At 55.2% G+C, this 15,940-nt stretch carries 13 protein-coding genes; 4 read left to right on the top strand and 9 right to left on the bottom strand.

Annotated elements, in window-relative coordinates:
- Positions 1 to 154: 154 nt before the first annotated feature.
- On the bottom strand, positions 155 to 1,912 hold the full coding sequence (gene radD, locus D4100_RS11560; RefSeq protein WP_119804405.1) for a DNA repair helicase RadD: 1,758 nt from the start codon (positions 1,910 to 1,912) through the stop codon (positions 155 to 157).
- 309 nt (positions 1,913 to 2,221) lie between these two features.
- On the opposite strand from radD, the gene rsuA reads away from it, so the two are divergent.
- The 3 genes from rsuA (at position 2,222) to D4100_RS11545 (ending at position 5,115) form a co-directional block, all read left to right on the top strand.
- Entirely contained in the window at positions 2,222 to 2,935 is a 714-nt protein-coding gene (gene rsuA, locus D4100_RS11555; RefSeq protein ID WP_006317908.1) for a 16S rRNA pseudouridine(516) synthase RsuA, read from the top strand.
- Between the two features lie 30 nt (positions 2,936 to 2,965).
- Positions 2,966 to 4,162 carry a Bcr/CflA family multidrug efflux MFS transporter gene (locus D4100_RS11550; protein WP_006317907.1) on the top strand — a complete coding sequence of 399 codons (1,197 nt, stop codon included), beginning with the start codon at positions 2,966 to 2,968 and terminating at the stop codon, positions 4,160 to 4,162.
- Positions 4,163 to 4,770: 608 nt separating this feature from the next.
- The gene (locus D4100_RS11545) at positions 4,771 to 5,115 is read left to right on the top strand and encodes a YejG family protein (RefSeq protein WP_006317906.1); all 345 of its coding nucleotides are present in this window, start codon (positions 4,771 to 4,773) and stop codon (positions 5,113 to 5,115) included.
- Positions 5,116 to 5,123: 8 nt separating this feature from the next.
- On the opposite strand, the gene yejF is transcribed toward D4100_RS11545, so the two are convergent.
- From yejF to D4100_RS11500, 8 genes are all read right to left on the bottom strand, one after another.
- A complete protein-coding gene (gene yejF, locus D4100_RS11540; protein WP_119804404.1) occupies positions 5,124 to 6,716 on the bottom strand; it encodes a microcin C ABC transporter ATP-binding protein YejF in 1,593 nt (530 codons plus the stop codon).
- A gap of 1 nt (position 6,717) precedes the next feature.
- Positions 6,718 to 7,743 (bottom strand): ABC transporter permease, encoded by a 1,026-nt coding sequence (locus tag D4100_RS11535; RefSeq protein ID WP_006317901.1) that lies wholly within the window; start codon positions 7,741 to 7,743, stop codon positions 6,718 to 6,720.
- Positions 7,740 to 8,834: a microcin C ABC transporter permease YejB gene (locus D4100_RS11530; protein WP_006317899.1), complete on the bottom strand. Its 1,095-nt coding sequence runs from the start codon at positions 8,832 to 8,834 to the stop codon at positions 7,740 to 7,742. The genes D4100_RS11535 and D4100_RS11530 overlap by 4 nt, the downstream gene beginning before the upstream one ends.
- Positions 8,835 to 8,844: 10 nt before the next feature.
- Positions 8,845 to 10,653, bottom strand: coding sequence for an extracellular solute-binding protein (locus D4100_RS11525; protein ID WP_119804403.1), 1,809 nt, complete (start codon positions 10,651 to 10,653; stop codon positions 8,845 to 8,847).
- A gap of 89 nt (positions 10,654 to 10,742) precedes the next feature.
- Positions 10,743 to 12,329: a cyclic di-GMP phosphodiesterase gene (locus D4100_RS11520; protein ID WP_119804402.1), complete on the bottom strand. Its 1,587-nt coding sequence runs from the start codon at positions 12,327 to 12,329 to the stop codon at positions 10,743 to 10,745.
- 258 nt (positions 12,330 to 12,587) lie between these two features.
- On the bottom strand, positions 12,588 to 13,163 hold the full coding sequence (gene mepS, locus D4100_RS11515) for a bifunctional murein DD-endopeptidase/murein LD-carboxypeptidase (protein WP_119804401.1): 576 nt from the start codon (positions 13,161 to 13,163) through the stop codon (positions 12,588 to 12,590).
- A 409-nt stretch (positions 13,164 to 13,572) separates the two neighbouring features.
- Positions 13,573 to 14,283, bottom strand: coding sequence for a phosphatase PAP2 family protein (locus D4100_RS11505; RefSeq protein ID WP_006317893.1), 711 nt, complete (start codon positions 14,281 to 14,283; stop codon positions 13,573 to 13,575).
- 51 nt (positions 14,284 to 14,334) lie between these two features.
- The gene (locus tag D4100_RS11500) at positions 14,335 to 15,309 is read right to left on the bottom strand and encodes a CobW family GTP-binding protein (RefSeq protein WP_006317891.1); all 975 of its coding nucleotides are present in this window, start codon (positions 15,307 to 15,309) and stop codon (positions 14,335 to 14,337) included.
- A 313-nt stretch (positions 15,310 to 15,622) separates the two neighbouring features.
- On the opposite strand from D4100_RS11500, the gene D4100_RS11495 reads away from it, so the two are divergent.
- The gene (locus tag D4100_RS11495; protein WP_006317890.1) at positions 15,623 to 15,931 is read left to right on the top strand and encodes a type 1 fimbrial protein; all 309 of its coding nucleotides are present in this window, start codon (positions 15,623 to 15,625) and stop codon (positions 15,929 to 15,931) included.
- The last annotated feature ends 9 nt before the right edge of the window (positions 15,932 to 15,940 follow it).

Below are 15,940 nucleotides of genomic sequence, written 5' to 3'. Positions count from 1 at the left end.
TCTCTTAAAAGAAAATTTACCCTGTTAAGGCGACCCAGTAACAGGTTCGATAAACCACTTTAGCACTGGGTTAACCCAGCTAAAGCGGGCGGCATTTTAACGGAAAGCCAGCGGCAGGGCAATGGAAACATCCTGAATCTGCGCGATGCGAGCATCAATACAACTCGTTGGCGCGGCGGAAGCGGCCTTGATAATCGAACACTTTTTCGCGCACCTGCCAGAATTGCCCGCGTTTGCGCGCCACGACAAAATCCGGATGGCGTAACAGTGCCTGCCGGGCCAGCACGTCGGCGGCGGTTTGCCAATTGAACGGCACCCCCGGTGCGCGTTGATGCGGCCGCAGGAACAGCATCTCGAAAGCTTTGCGCTGCGCCGGCGTTTGCAGGCGAAAACGTTCGCTGGTACTGGTACCCTCTTCGTCGTAATAAGTGGCTTTCAGCCACTCGCCTTTTTCATCGCGCCCATTTTGCAGCTCCATGCCGCCGCAGCGCAGAACCAACGCGTCTTTCAGTTTCAGCGCCTCTTTCAACATGTCGTCGGGATCGACCAGCACTTCCTGGCACTGGTGGCAGCGGCGTGCGGCAATGTCGTTTTCTGCACCGCAGTGCGGGCAGCTCTTGAAACGAAAGCGGTAGTCGCACTGTTCACGATGGCCATCATCGTCTTCCAGCCAACCCTGGCAGCGGCGGCCGTAGTGCTCGATGATCTCGCCATTTTCGGTGCATTTTCCCCAAAAAAGATTGGCGAAGCCACAGCCGGGACAGAATACTTGTACCGGCTGGCTGTCGCTGTGCGGCTTGCTGACGCCGACCTCCGGTGTGAACAGATCGTGTGGATTACCGGCGTAATCGAGGATCAGGCAATCCTCTTTGCCGGGCGCCAGCCGCAGCCCGCGGCCGACGATTTGCTGATAAAGGCTGACGGATTCGGTGGGGCGCAAAATGGCGATCAGATCGACATGCGGCGCGTCAAAGCCGGTGGTCAGCACCGCCACGTTGACCAGATAGCGCAGCCGCTGTTGTTTGAACGCCTCAATCAACGCATCCCGCTCGGCGGCCGGGGTTTCGGCGCTGACCAGTGCGGCCTCACCGGCCGGCAGCAGGCCGTGGATCTCACGCGCATGTTCAACGGTGGAGGCGAAAATCATCACTCCTTTGCGCGTTTCGGCATATTCGACGATCTGACTGATGATATGCGGCGTGATGCGATTTTGCTGTTTCAGCTCGCGGTTGAGGTCTGCCTCGCTGAACAGGCCGTTGCTTCTGGCCTCCAGGCGGCTGAAATCGTACTGCACAATTGGCATGTCGAGCCGTTCTGGCGGTACCAGATAGCCGTTCTTGATCATGAAGCGCAGCGGCAGTTCATAAATGCAGTCGCGAAACAGGCTGCCGGCATCGCCGCGGGTAAAGCCGTGGTAGTGATACTGATAAATCCAGCCCTTGCCCAGCCGATAAGGCGTGGCGGTCAGCCCCAACAACCGCAGTTGCGGGTTGGATTTTTGCAGGTGCTGAATGATTTGCTGATACTGGCTGTCATCGTCGTCGCTGATGCGGTGGCACTCGTCGATAATCAGCAGGGAAAATGCGCCGTCGAACAGCGGCAGATTGCGCGCCACGGACTGTACGCTGCCGAACACCACTTTACCGGCGCTGTCTTTTTGCTGCAGCCCGGCGGCAAAGATATCCGCCTCCAGCCCATAGGCGCAGTATTTGGCGTGGTTTTGCGCCACCAGCTCCTTCACGTGGGCCAGCACCAATACCCGGCCGCGCGCACGCTTCGCCAGTTCGGCGATCACCAGGCTTTTGCCTGCACCGGTCGGCAGCACAATCAGCGCCGGTTGCGAATGCTGGCGGAAATGTTTGATGGTGGCTTCGACTGCTTCCAATTGGTAGGGGCGTAGAGTAAAGGCCATGAATTAACGCCGTTGGTTGAAATGGGCCGCCGGGAACAGGTTTTGCAACCTTTGATCCCACAGAAACAGTGACATTTTACGCCTCAGGCGGCTAAAAAATTTCTATTATTATGCCTTCTGAGCGCATGAGGTGCGAGAAGCGTGGAAATTACCTCTGTCAGGGGGCCGTTTCCGCCGCTATACTCCCGTGACAGTAATCGCTGTTTCCCCCTCTCCGAACCTGCCCTGTTGCACCTGGTGCAACGGCGGGCGTCATATTTTAGCAATACGATCAATGCGATCATAACAACGACAGGCAAAGCAGATTCAATGCGACTGGACAAGTTTTTATCTCAGCAGTTAGGTGTTAGCCGCGCTCTGGTAGCGCGTGAACTTCGGGCAAAGCGCGTCACCGTGGACGGTGAAGTGGTGAAGAGCGGGGCTGTCAAACTGACCCCGGAACAGGAAGTGGCGTTTGACGGCAATCCGCTGCAACAGTTGAGCGGCCCACGCTATTTCATGCTCAACAAGCCTCAGGGTTACGTTTGCTCTACGGACGATCCCGATCACCCGACGGTGCTGTATTTCCTCGATGAGCCGGTCGCTTATAAACTGCATGCCGCCGGTCGGTTGGATATCGACACCACCGGCCTGGTGTTGATGACTGACGACGGGCAGTGGTCGCACCGCGTCACCTCACCGAAACATCATTGTGAGAAAACCTATCTGGTCACGCTGGAGCATCCGCTGGCGGAAGATACTGCGCAGCAGTTTGCCGAAGGTGTGCAGTTGCATAATGAGAAAGATCTGACCCGTCCGGCGCAGCTGGAAAAAATTGAAGACACTCTGGTGCGTCTGACCATCAGCGAAGGGCGTTACCACCAGGTGAAACGCATGTTCGCGGCGGTCGGCAACCGGGTTATTGAACTGCATCGTGAGCGGATTGGCGCCATCGTGATGGATGAAGATTTGGCTCCGGGCGAATATCGCCCGCTGACTGAAGAAGAAATCGCCAGCGTGGGCGCGCCACATTTACAGGACTAACGGCTGCGGCTGATTAAGGAGTCGTTGAACGTGCAACAGAACCGGTCATCTCACCTCGGTTTAATTTTTATTCTGGGCCTGCTTTCCATGCTGATGCCACTGGCCATCGACATGTATCTGCCCAGTATGCCGGTGATAGCCAGGCAGTTCGGCGTCGAGTCAGGCAGCGTGCAGATGACGCTCAGCGCCTATATGCTCGGTTTTGCCCTGGGGCAACTGTTCTATGGGCCGATGTCGGACAGCATAGGGCGCAAACCGGTGATCCTCTGGGGGACGCTGATCTTCGCCATCGCCGGTGGTGCCTGCGCCATGGCGCAGTCGATCGAGCAATTGATCAACCTGCGTTTCCTGCACGGTCTGTCGGCGGCGGCGGCCAGCGTAGTGATTAACGCCCTGATGCGCGATATGTTCACCAAGGACGAGTTTTCGCGCATGATGTCGTTTGTCATCCTGGTGATGACCATTGCGCCGTTGCTGGCGCCGATGATCGGCGGTGCGCTGCTGCTGTGGTTCAGCTGGCATGCGATTTTCTGGACCATGGGCGCAGCGGCGTTGATCGGTTCGCTGCTGGTGGCGTTCTTTATTAAAGAGACACTGCCGAAAGAGCGGCGGCAGAAATTCCATCTGCGCACCACGTTGGGCAATTTCGCCTCGCTGTTCCGCCACAAGCGCGTGCTGAGCTATATGTTGGCCAGCGCCTTCTCGTTCGCCGGCATGTTCTCGTTTCTCAGCGCCGGGCCGTTCGTGTACATCGAATTGAATAACGTTTCTCCGCAGCATTTTGGTTACTACTTTGCGCTGAATATCGTGTTTCTGTTCCTGACCACCCTGATCAACAGCCGCAACGTTCGGCGGCGGGGCGCGATCAACATGTTCCGCCTGGGGCTGCTGGTTCAGTTGGCGATGGGGCTGTGGTTGCTGGCGGTAAGCGCCATTGGCCTGGGTTTCTGGGCGCTGGTACTCGGCGTGGCGGTTTATCTGGGCTGTATCGCCATGATTTCGTCCAACGCCATGGCAGTGATCCTGGATGATTTCCCGCATATGGCGGGTACGGCGTCCTCGCTGGCCGGTACGCTGCGCTTCAGCATCGGTGCTCTGGTGGGGGCGATACTGTCGATGGCACCAGGCAAGAGCGCCTGGCCGATGGTCTCCTCCATGGCGCTGTGCAGCATCGTAGCGGTGTTGTTCTATTTGTATGCCAGCCGTCCACGCAACAACCTAGCCTGATCCTCCTGCGATTTTATCCTGCATAACAAAGGCCAGCCTGGCACTGAGCCTTTGTTACGCCATTTTCCGAACCTTCCAGTCATCCTTCTGACAACGGGAATTTTGTTGCTAAATATAAGTTCGCTAATTAAATGGGCGGCGTGCAATCTGTGTGCTTTTTGTTAAAAAAAGCGCAGGGCATGCTCAGGCAATTATAGGGCTTCACCGTATTATTTCTGCCTGAATATGGTCTGTAATTTGTTTTATTATGATTTAAAATCAATTGGTTGATTGATTTTCAGGTATCGGTTGTCGAAGTTAAATGTTTCTTCAATGTAAAATTATGAAGAGTGAAAAGTAACCGTATTGCAAGAAAAAAGAGTTGAGATCACCACGGGAAAGGGTTACATATAACGCAAAAATGCGAGCTGAGTCGCAAAATAGCGTGAAATGACATTGCGCGGAGCACCAAAACAGTACGACATCAGCAAGCGCAGGGGCTGGTTAATGGGTTGTCACATATTTTACATTTAAATAACATATGTGCGCGGCGGAGTCGGTTCTCAACGGCTATAACTTAGTTACCTGTCAGGTAAAAACTGTTTCACTTTTCAAACTAGGGATTTCATGTGGATAGTATCCAACTTTCGGTAGTGCATCGCTTGCCGCAAAGTTATCGTTGGCTATCAGGTTTTACCGGCGTCAAGGTTGAACCGATTCCGCTTAGCGGGATAGACGAGGATAACAACCTGATTGGCCTGAAACTGCTCAGCCATGAAGGGGCGGACGCCTGGCAGGTGATGCAACAGCTCAAGCTGTCTTTGCAGGAGATTCAGGTCGATTGCGCCATCGTGGAGTGGGAAGGGGAAGCTTGCCTGTTTGTGCACCGCTGCGATGAAAGCGCCACCTTATGCCGGTTAAAAAACGTGGGTGCCGCCATCGCCGAGCCACTGAGCGCACAATATCCTTTCTGAGCCCGCTGCTAGTCTGCCAACTGTAACAGCTGCTGCGTATAAGCGGCGGCCGGCGAGTTAAAGATCGTCTGGCAGTCACCTTGTTCAACCACTTCCCCTTGTCGCAGTACGATTACCTGATGGCACAGCGAGCGCACCACCTGCAAATCATGGCTGATAAACAGATAAGCCAGCCGGTGGCGCTGTTGCAGCGACTTCAGCAGCGTCAGGATTTGAGCCTGCACCGATTTATCCAGCGAGGAGGTCGGTTCATCCAGAATCAGCAACTGCGGTTGCAGAATCAGCGCCCGCGCGATGGCGATACGCTGGCGCTGGCCACCGGAAAATTCGGTAGGGTAGCGGTGGCGCAAGGCGGGATCCAATCCGACCTCCTGTAAAGCGTCAATCACTCTTTGTTCGCGCTGTTCGGCGCTCAGTTTTTGATGAACCTCAAGCCCCTCGGCGATAATTTGCAGCACGCTCAGCCGCGGGTTCAGCGCAGAGTAGGGATCCTGAAACACGATTTGTATCCGGCTGCGGTACGGCAGCATCTGTTTCAGGCTGAACTGGTGCAGCGGCTGGCCGTTAAACCAGATAGCGCCGCTGGCGGTCAACAGGCGCAGCAGCGCCAGCCCGGTAGTGCTTTTACCCGACCCTGACTCGCCCACCAACCCAACGCTTTCCCCAGCTTTCAGCTCAAAACTCAACCCCTTCAGCGCGTAATGATGATCAACCGTGCGGCGCAACAAGCCGCGCTTGATCGGGAAGCTGACCTGCAAGTTTTCCACTTTCAGCAGCGGGGCGGCGTCCGCCGGCAACGGCAGAGGATCGCCGACATTCTCTGCCGCCAGCAGTTGCTGGGTATAGGGATGCTGCGGCTGGCTGAACAGGCCTGCCCGGCTGTTCTGCTCTACGCACTGGCCGTTGCGCATCACCGCCACATTGTCCGCCAGGCGACGGACGATATTCAGGTTATGGGTGATAAACAGCAGCCCCATGCCCATTTCTTGCTTGAGCTCCTTCAGCAGCAGCAGGATCTGCGCCTGAATGGTCACATCGAGCGCGGTGGTGGGTTCGTCGGCAATCAGCAGTTTGGGCTGGGTCAATACCGCCATGGCGATCATGACCCGCTGGCGTTCGCCGCCGGAGAGCTGATGCGGGTAGTCTTTCAACCGGCCTTTGGCATTGCGAATACCGACGCGATCCAGGCATTGAATAATCTCCCCGCGCGCTACGTCGCGCCGCATGCCGCGGTGCAGGGCCAACACTTCCGCCAACTGTTTCTCAATGGTGTGCAAGGGATTGAGCGACACCATAGGCTCCTGAAAAATCATCGAAATCTGGTTGCCGCGCACTTTGCGCAATTCGGCTTCCGGCGCATGCAGCAACGAACTTCCGTTGAACCGGATATCCCCACCGGTATAGACCACCGGCGGCGAAGGCAACAGGCGCAACACCGACAGCGCGGTCACGCTTTTGCCCGAGCCCGACTCACCGACCAAAGCCAGCGTTTCCGCCTTTTCTATCTGCAGCGAAATGCCGTTGACCACCTGATTCAGCTGCTCTCCCTGGCGGAAGGCGACGCTGAGATCCTGAATTGAAAGCAGTGGAGTGCTAGCCATATCAATGCGCCTTGCTGGGGTCAAAGGCGTCGCGTATGGCTTCGCCGATAAAAATGAGTAAAGACAGCAACACCGCCAACACCAGGAACGCAGTGATGCCGAGCCACGGCGCTTGCAGGTTGTTTTTGCCCTGCAGCAACAGTTCACCGAGCGACGGGGAGCCGATCGGCAGGCCGAAGCCCAGGAAATCGAGAGAGGTCAGCGTGGTGATGGAACCACAGAGGATAAACGGCAAAAAGGTCAGCATCGCCACCATCGCATTGGGCAGCATATGTCGGTACATAATGACCCGATCCGGCACCCCCATAGCGCGTGCAGCGCGGATGTAATCATAGTTGCGGGTGCGCAGGAACTCGGCGCGGACCACGCCTACCAGGCTCATCCAGCCAAACAGAATGGTGATGCCGAGCAGCCACCAGAAATTGGGCTGTACGATACTCGACAGTAAAATGATCAGAAACAGCGTCGGCATGCCCGACCACACTTCGATAAAGCGTTGACCCCACAGGTCAAAACGGCCGCCGTAATACCCTTGCATCGCGCCGACGCAAACGCCAATCACGCTGGAAAACAGCGTCAGCGCCAGCCCGAACAGCATCGAAATGCGAAAGCCGTACAGCACGCGGGCCAGCACGTCGCTGCCGTTGCCGTCGGTACCTAACAGGTTATGGCGCGAGGGGGCCGAGGGGAAGGGCACTTCAGTGGCGAAGTTGATGCTGTCGTAACTAAAGCGAATCGGTGGCCAAACTGCCCAGCCGTGGCGGTCGATCTGCTGCTTTACGAACGGATCCTGGTAATCGGTGGCGGTATTCAGCTCACCGCCAAAGGTGGTCTCGCTGTAATTTACCATGAACGGCAGGTACAGGCGGCCCTCGTAGCGCACCAGCAGTGGCCGATCGTTGGCAATCAGATTGGCGGCCAGGCTGAGAATAAACAGCACCAGGAAAATCCACAGCGACCAGTAACCGCGGCGATTGCTGCGAAAGCGCGCCCAGCGCGCCTGGTTGATCGGGCTTAAGCGGCTCATTGGCGGGCCTCGAAATCAATGCGCGGATCGACCAGGGTATAGGTGATATCGCTGAGGATATTCAACAGCAGGCCAATCAGGGTAAAAATATACAGCGTGCCGAACATCACCGGATAGTCGCGCTGCAGGGTGGCATCATACCCCAGCAGCCCCAGCCCATTAAGCGAGAACATCACTTCAATCAGCAATGAACCGGTGAAAAACATGCTGACGAAAGTCGCCGGGAAGCCGGCGATCACCAGCAGCATGGCATTGCGAAATACGTGACGATAAAGGATCTTGTTTTCGTCCAGCCCCTTGGCACGCGCGGTCACCACGTATTGTTTGCGGATCTCGTCAAGGAACGAGTTTTTGGTCAGCATGGTCAGGGTGGCGAAACCGCCAATTACCGTCGCCAGCACCGGTAGCGTGATGTGCCAGAGATAATCGGCAATTTTGCCGTACCACGACAGGCTATCGAAATTGCTGGATACCAGGCCGCGCAACGGGAACCAATCCAGGTAGCTGCCGCCGGCGAACAGCACGATCATCAAAATGGCGAACAGGAAGGCCGGAATGGCGTAGCCGATGATAATCAGGGTGCTGCTCCAGGTATCGAAGGCGCTGCCGTTATGCACCGCTTTGCGAATACCTAGCGGGATCGACACCAGATAGATAATCAGCGTGCTCCACAGGCCCAGAGTGATGGAAACCGGCAGGCTATGGCCCACCAGTTGCATCACCGACGCGCCGCGGAACAGGCTGTCGCCAAAGTCGAGACGCATGTAATTCCACAGCATGGTGAAATAGCGCTCATGCAGCGGTTTGTCGAAACCATAGCGTTTGGTGATTTCGGCAATCACTTCCGGATCCAGCCCGCGCGAACCCCGGTACTGGCTATCCGTCGCGCTGCCGACGCCGATCCGCGCGTGCCCCAGGCCTTCACCGGCGCCACCGCCGCCAAAACCGCTGCTCTGGCCCATCTCGATGTTGGCAATTGCCTGATCGACCGGGCCGCCGGGCGCGATCTGCACGATGAAAAAGTTAATGGTGATGATCGCCCACAGGGTGGGGATAATCAGCAACAGTCTGCGAATCAGATAAGCCGCCATCGCTGACCCCTTATTGTTGTCGGGCCGGCAAACGCGCCGCCTTGTTGACGTCAAACCACCAGTTGTCGAAGCCAATCACGTAAGCCGGACGGACAGCCGGTGTGGAGAACTTGTCCCAGTAGGCATAGCGATCGTGATTGGAATACCACATCGGCAGCATGAACCTGTTCCAGGTCAGCACCCGGTCCAGTGCGCGCCCCAGCGGCAGCAGGGCTTTTTCGTCGCCCTGGTGGGCAGCAATCTGTCTGACCAGGCTGTCAACTGCAGGATCGCTCACGCCTGGCCTGTTATAGCTAGAGTTAATGTATTCGGAATCCCAGAGTATTTTCAAATCGGGGCTTGGGAAGGGTATAGCCATATAAACCGTCGCCATCATATCGAAATCGCGTTCGCGCATGCGGCGGGTGTACTGGGTGACGTCAATTTCACGGATCTGCATCTCGATCCCCAGCCGTTTGAGATTGTGCTGGAACGGCAACACGTACTGGAAGTTGCTGCCGCTCAGCAACATCAGCTCGAAGGTAAAGGGCTTGCCGGTTTTGCTGTCCACCAGTTGCTGGTTTTTCACTTCCCAACCGGCCTGTTTGAGCAACTGGGTGGCTTTCAGCAGGTTCTGGCGATCGTTGCCGCTGCCGTCAGAGGAGGGCGGTTGGTAGATGCTGGTGAACACTTCCGGCGGCACCTTGTCCTTCAGTGGCGCCAGCAGCGCCAGTTCGGCAGCATCCGGATAGCCGCTGGCGGCGTAGGGGGTATTCTGGAAATAGCTGTTGGTACGTTGATAAGCGTTGTAATACAGCGCCTTGTTCATCCAGTCGAAATCGAAGGCCAGCGTGATCGCCTCGCGCACGCGCCGATCGGCAAACAGCGGGCGTTTCATATTGAATGCCATCCAACGGGTATTTTGCGCCGACTGGTTGGTTTCATCCTGTTTGACTATGTAGTTGCGGGCGAAGTTGCCGCCCTGATATTGGGTGGCCCAGCTTTTGGGCGAACCCTCGATGCGGAAGTCGTAGGCACCGGCCTTGAAGGCCTCCAGCGCCACTTTGTCATCCAGATAGTAGTCGTAGCGGATGCTGTCGAAGTTGAAGCGGCCGCGATTGACCGGCAGGTTGGCCGCCCAGTAGTCGCGTACCCGTTGATAGGTAATGTATTGGCCGAGGCGGTAACTGCCGACCTTATACGGCCCGCTGCCAAGCGGCGGCGCGGCCAGCGGCTCGTTCAGCTTATGATCTTTCCAGAAACTCTCCGGCAGCACCGGCAACCCGAACAGCCCAAGCAGCTTGTCTTTATCCGGCTGCGGGAACTCGATGCGCACCGTCAGGCGGGAGATGGCCTTGACCTTAATACCTTTGTACGCCACGCGAAACTGCGGCACGCCTTCGGTCATAAACTTGTTAAAGGTGAAAGCTACGTCGGCGGCGGTGATGGGGCTACCATCGTGGAAGCGGGCGCGGGCGTTAATATCCAGCTCAACCCAGCGCATATCGGCCGGGAAACGGGCGGATTCGGCAATCAGCGGATAGTAACTGCCTATTTCGTCGTCCGAGGTGGTGAACAGCGAGTCATACAGCGCGTCGGTGCGTTCGCCGGCCACGCCGCGCGAGGCGTAACGGTTAAAGTTATCGTAGGTGCCGATCGCCGCCAGCCGCACATCGCCGCCTTTCGGCGCGGCCGGATTGACGTAGTCGTAATGGCTGAAGTCGGCGGCGTATTTCGGCTCACCGAGCAGGGCGAAAGCGTAGCTTTCATTGAGGGCTTCGGCCTGCAGGCCAAAACTCAGTGCTGAGAGCACCAGGGCAGCAAAAACGCGCACGGACATCTTGACGGTAAGCTCCTGCTGATAAGTCGGTTAAGTCTGCGGCCAGCATAACATTCACTGCCGTGCCGCAGGGTGAAGTAATGTAAAGATCAGGCTTTTTGCGCCTGATAATCAACGACCTGCTGGCTATTGCAGAATGTCACGAAGTTGTCGATGCTCAGCGGCTTGCTGAAATAATACCCCTGCATAAAGTTAACGTCCCGTTCCTGCAGGAAGTGCAATTGTTCTGCGGTTTCCACGCCTTCCGCTACGGTTTGCATTTTCAGTTTTTTAGCCAGTGAGATCACCGCGTCCAGCACCGGCGCGGTAACCGTATCCTGGCCGATGGTATTGACGAAGCCACGGTCTATTTTCAGGTAGTCCATGGTAAAGCGCTCCAGATAAATCAGCGCGCTGTGGCCGGTACCGAAATCGTCGACGGCGATTTCAATGCCTTGCTGGTGCAGCCAGTCAAACTCCGCCAGCGCGTTGGCTTCCTCCACCATGCCGCGCTCGGTGATCTCAAAGACCAGCGTAAAGTAGTCGCCGGGCAGTTGCGCCAGCAGTTCGTACACGTCCTGATGGAAAGACGGTGCGCTAAGATGGGAAGGGGAGATGTTCAGCCCCAGTTTGGCGCCTTTTGGCAACGCCGTCGCCAGGCGTGGCACATCTTCGGCAATCAGGCGAAACAGGTGGCGCGTTAGCGGCACAATCAGCCCTTCGCTTTCGGCGTAGGGGATGAACAGGTCTGGTGGGATACGCCCTTCAATCGGATGCTGCCAGCGGATCAACGCCTCCAGCCCGGCGACGGCATCTTTGCGGGTATGGAACACCGGCTGGTATTCGATAAAGAATTCATTGCGCTTGATGCCGCGCATCAACGCACGCTCGGGGCTTTGGCGCAGCAACAGCATGTAGTAGCACAGGATGCCGATCATCAATGACAGCACCAGGCTGCCCAGCAGGGTCAGGCGGATATCGTTGGGCGTCAGCGTTTCGTTATAAAACAGAATCGTCATCGGCGTGCCGGGGATGGCCAAGCGATCGGCCTGGTCGTTCGGCAATTGGCTCACCGGCAGCAGGTTCGGACTGAAGGTAGTCAGGGCGCGATCGTCCAGAATAATGGCAATGTCAGGTGTGCGGGCGTCACGCGAAGCGAACAGCAGGTAGGGCATCAGGTTGATATCCAGGGTCGCCAACACGCCGGTGTTTTCCTCTCCGGGGTGACGTAACCAGACGGCTACTGCGGGTTTTCCCGGTACCAGCGGCGTGCCCTGCTGCAATTTGAGATCCCGCGTCTGGCGCGGATCGATTTCCGGATAAATATTTTTCAGTGCCAGCATCATGTCGCCGGTAGCCGAGGAGCAATAAGCAAAACCGTTTTTCACCAGCAGGAAGCTGCGCACTCCGGAATTAAACGCCGCCTGATAGGTAATATTTGGCTGGCTGGACGCGCAGGAGCGTTCCGTCAACGGCATCAGTTGCTGCATGATTTCCGTCAGACTATCCAGATTTTCGAGGGTGAATTTTTCTGTGCGTTGTTCGACCGTGCGTTGATATTGCGTGCGTTGGTGATTAATCAGGAAGAGCGTAATACCTGTAAACAGGATAAAAAATACCAGAGCTACAATGCTGCTTTTAGCCAGGCTGCGTCGTCTGTGCGAAACATGGCGTGCAAATGCCCTTTTCAAGCCCATAATCCTTTGCCTCCTGAGCACAGCGTATCAATCTGTTTTTGTTATCGAATGATCGCCTAATATATCCCAATGGCGGTGTTACAGTCATTATTCATTGTTTATTTACGCAAGCTACTCCACTGACAAACGTTTAAACAGTGTGTTTGATGATAATAGGTGAGTTTTTTATCAGCGTAACGTTTCGGATAAAAAAAACGCTGCCCGGAGGCAGCGTTTTATTGCTCGTTTGGTATTCAGGACAATCAGGAGTTTGCGCCGTCAGCTGCTGGTCAGCACTCTGCGGGCTTCGCGATAACGTTTATTCCAGTAGTTATCGCTCAATTTCGAAATCATCACGCCGCTGCTGGTAGAGGCATGAACGAACTGATCGTTACCTAAATAGATGCCGACGTGGCGCCCGGTAGAGCCGGCGCGGAACAGCACCAGATCGCCAGGACGCAGTTTGGTACGTACGATTTTCTTGCCGAGGTCTTCCTGTTCATAGGTAGATCGCGGCAAATCCATACCAAACTGTTCGCGGAAGGTGCGCTGTACAAACGCCGAGCAATCAATGCCGCGTTTGCTTTCGCCGCCTAAACGGTAGCGAACGCCTTTCCAGTCTGCATACTGATCCATGATTTTTGACTTAACGTCAACGTTACGGACCATTGCTTCGAATTCATCCTGAGAGGCTTGCAGTAAAAGACCGTTTTTGTCATTAACTGCATGCATCTCAGTTTGTGCGTTATTCAAGTTCGAAGTGTGAGTCGAGCTGCACGCGGAGAGCATTACCGCTGCGGCAATTGCAGGTACTACCCGCAAAAAATATCTCAGAAACGGTTGAGATTTGACCATTGTTGTTGTTTTCCCTTGAAGTCCTTAACGACGAAAGTCGCTACCTGAAAAATGCCAAACGAAATGAGCCTAATCTGCACCTGCTGCCCCGACAATCGCTTACCGCTGAAAACGTGCTGGAACGCACATTTTTCATGGATTTAATGCTGAAACAGGGTAAACCAGGCACAAACGCATCCGAGATTACCGCAACAAATAAGGGATTGCGAGCCTTTTTCCACCCTTTTTTATATGAATTTGTGATGTAACATAATGTAAAACTTCATATAAAAAATGCTGATTGTCCCTTGTGTCGGTTTTACCTGAAATCAGGTGACGAAAGCGTTAACGCAATGATGCAGAAATAAACAACAAGCGGCGCTGAAATAATCAGGAGGCGAGCGAGCCTCCTGTGGGTCATAGCGATTTGTTATGACTGGGCGGGGCGGTGTTTGCCGGGCAACATCAGGTTCAACCTGTCAATCAATCTGTCGCTGAATGGGGTCATCAGACACCAACTGGCGCCAACCAATACCACGGACAGGGAGCCGACGGCGATATCGGTGAACCAGTGGGCGCCGATCATCACGCGCGGCAGCGAGAAAACCAGGGTGATCAGCAGCGCTACGGCAAAGGCTCGGCGGTTAAAATAGCGCAGCATAAAACAGCTAAAAATCATCAGCATCATGCCGTGGTCGCCGGGGAAGCTGTCGCTGGAGGCATCTTTGGTGGGGATACCGGTCAGCGTACTGACCCGGTTGATATTCTCGAAGCTGAGCGACGGGCTGGGGTGTTTCACCGGCAACAGGTGCCCAAGCTGGTTCAGCACTACGGCTGTCAGCAACATGACAACGCCGGTGATCAGCAAACGGCGGCGGCCGGCGGCATCCTGCTTGAGATAAAAATACAGGTACAGCAGCCCCATGGCGATCAGTGAAATCACGTCAAAGGCGCGGTTATTGGTGATCGCCACCAAATGCAGAAAACCGGGATCGGTTGCCAGATGGCGGTTGAAGAAAAAGAAAATCGCTGAGTCCAAAGTAAACCAGTAACCGTGGTTAGCCGGCAGGAACCAGGACAGAAACAGCGCAATGCCCAGTAAATTGAAGAAAATGATGAAGGGTAAATTGCGGCGAGTCATGACATAACCTGTTGTAAGTCTAAAAATAAAATGATGCTAACGGTAAAGATTTTAACTTAAACGAATATTAAACAGCTGAGATTGCAGGGCGTTCCAGTCAGCATTTTCGCTGTGGATCAGTTCAATGCGGCTATCCAGCGGCGTGACAGGGCGCGTTTCGATATTAAGATCCTGCCCCTGGCGGTTAATCAGCAATGTGCCTTCCGCAATGCGGACCACGCCTTTGGCGCGTTCGACCGGCGCCAGCCGCACCCACTCCATGATGCCAATGGTATCGAACACCGTGTCCGCATCAAAAATCCAGCCGCAGCTGGTAAACCCCTGGCCCTGATTGAGCGCCCGTCGCCAACGCGACGTTTCCGGCAGCCGTAATGCGGCCAGACCCTGAGTTTTGGCATGGCTATGATGCTGCTGCGCATCCGGTAATTCTGTGCGATTCGTGCGAGGCAGGTTGAGCCAATCCACATTCGCCCGACCTTGTTCTATGGGATAAAGCGGCCGCTGGCTGGGATCTTGCGCCGTCCATTGCTGCAAAGCCAATAGATCCTGCGGTTGATAGGTGTCACTTTTACTGGCCAAAATAATGTCGGCTGCCGCCAACTGATCGCGAAAGTTTTCATTTTCGCGATAGCGCGGCTCGCTGAGCTGGCGGGCGTCCAGCAGGCACAGCGTGGCCTGCAGATCGATCCAGCCTGCGTAGCTGTCTTGCGTCAGCAACGACAGGATTTGCTTCGGATGGCCCAGGCCGGTGGGCTCGATGAGTAACCGATCGGGTTTGCTTTGTTGCAACAGCATATTCAATCCGACCTGCATCGGCAGGCCGTTTACGCAGCACATGCAACCGCCGGGGATCTCCTTCAGCACTGCGCCGCTGTCTGCCAGCAGCGCGCCGTCGATGCCAATTTCACCGAATTCATTCACCAGCACCGCCCAGCGCTCATGTTCCGGCTTGTTGGCCAGCAAATGACGGATGGTGGTGGTTTTACCGCTGCCGAGAAAACCGGTGATCAGGTTGGTTTTGGTCATTGATGATTCCTGATGTTGATAAAGTCCATGGGGACAATCATTAATCCGTGATGCCTGGCCGTGTGCGGGGGTTAACCTGCGCCATGTCACAAATTCAATAGGTTAAGATGCGTTATTTAACCGGCGAAATCCACGCTTGCTGTTCGGAAAATTCCCAACAAAAACCCTGTATTAGACAAGGATGCTGGCGGTTAGTAGCTTGTTTTTACGCTATTAATGGCTGGAATATCCATCAAATAGATCCCCTTACCTTGCGATTATTCCTAAGAAGATCCTCTATGTTTAAATTGAGTTAACAAAAAGTGAGGGTGCCATGAATATCTCTCGGTTATTTTTGATCGCAGGAATGTTGTTTTCATGGACGGCGGCAGGCCATGCCGAAACCACTGGCGGGGTTATTCATTTTGTCGGTTCGGTCGTAGAAAGCCCCTGCTCGGTGGATGTTGCCGGTTCAACGGCCAGTACGCAATGTTATCGCAATGGGCAGCACTATCAAGGGCAACAAACCCTGTCGCATTTCGATGCTTCACGCAAAGAGCTTCCACTGAATTTAGGCACGACGGAAATGCAGTGGGTGGATCAGCAGAAAAAATTGGCCGTCATGACCGTGGTTTATCGTTAAGGTGTTCGA

It is taken from the genome of Serratia inhibens (genome assembly GCF_003591175.1).
GTDB lineage: Bacteria > Pseudomonadota > Gammaproteobacteria > Enterobacterales > Enterobacteriaceae > Serratia > Serratia inhibens.
The sequence above is the reverse complement of the archived record's forward strand: the minus strand, read 5'-3'. Positions and strand labels throughout refer to the sequence as shown.

Coding starts and splice junctions, on each gene's coding strand:
- D4100_RS11500 (WP_006317891.1), bottom strand. CDS start 15,309: ATGACCAAAACCAACCTGATCACCGGTTTTCTCGGCAGCGGTAAAACC.
- D4100_RS11495 (WP_006317890.1), top strand. CDS start 15,623: ATGAATATCTCTCGGTTATTTTTGATCGCAGGAATGTTGTTTTCATGG.
- mepS (WP_119804401.1), bottom strand. CDS start 13,163: ATGGTCAAATCTCAACCGTTTCTGAGATATTTTTTGCGGGTAGTACCT.
- D4100_RS11505 (WP_006317893.1), bottom strand. CDS start 14,283: ATGACTCGCCGCAATTTACCCTTCATCATTTTCTTCAATTTACTGGGC.
- D4100_RS11535 (WP_006317901.1), bottom strand. CDS start 7,743: ATGAGCCGCTTAAGCCCGATCAACCAGGCGCGCTGGGCGCGCTTTCGC.
- D4100_RS11530 (WP_006317899.1), bottom strand. CDS start 8,834: ATGGCGGCTTATCTGATTCGCAGACTGTTGCTGATTATCCCCACCCTG.
- yejF (WP_119804404.1), bottom strand. CDS start 6,716: ATGGCTAGCACTCCACTGCTTTCAATTCAGGATCTCAGCGTCGCCTTC.
- D4100_RS11525 (WP_119804403.1), bottom strand. CDS start 10,653: ATGTCCGTGCGCGTTTTTGCTGCCCTGGTGCTCTCAGCACTGAGTTTT.
- D4100_RS11520 (WP_119804402.1), bottom strand. CDS start 12,329: ATGGGCTTGAAAAGGGCATTTGCACGCCATGTTTCGCACAGACGACGC.
- rsuA (WP_006317908.1), top strand. CDS start 2,222: ATGCGACTGGACAAGTTTTTATCTCAGCAGTTAGGTGTTAGCCGCGCT.
- radD (WP_119804405.1), bottom strand. CDS start 1,912: ATGGCCTTTACTCTACGCCCCTACCAATTGGAAGCAGTCGAAGCCACC.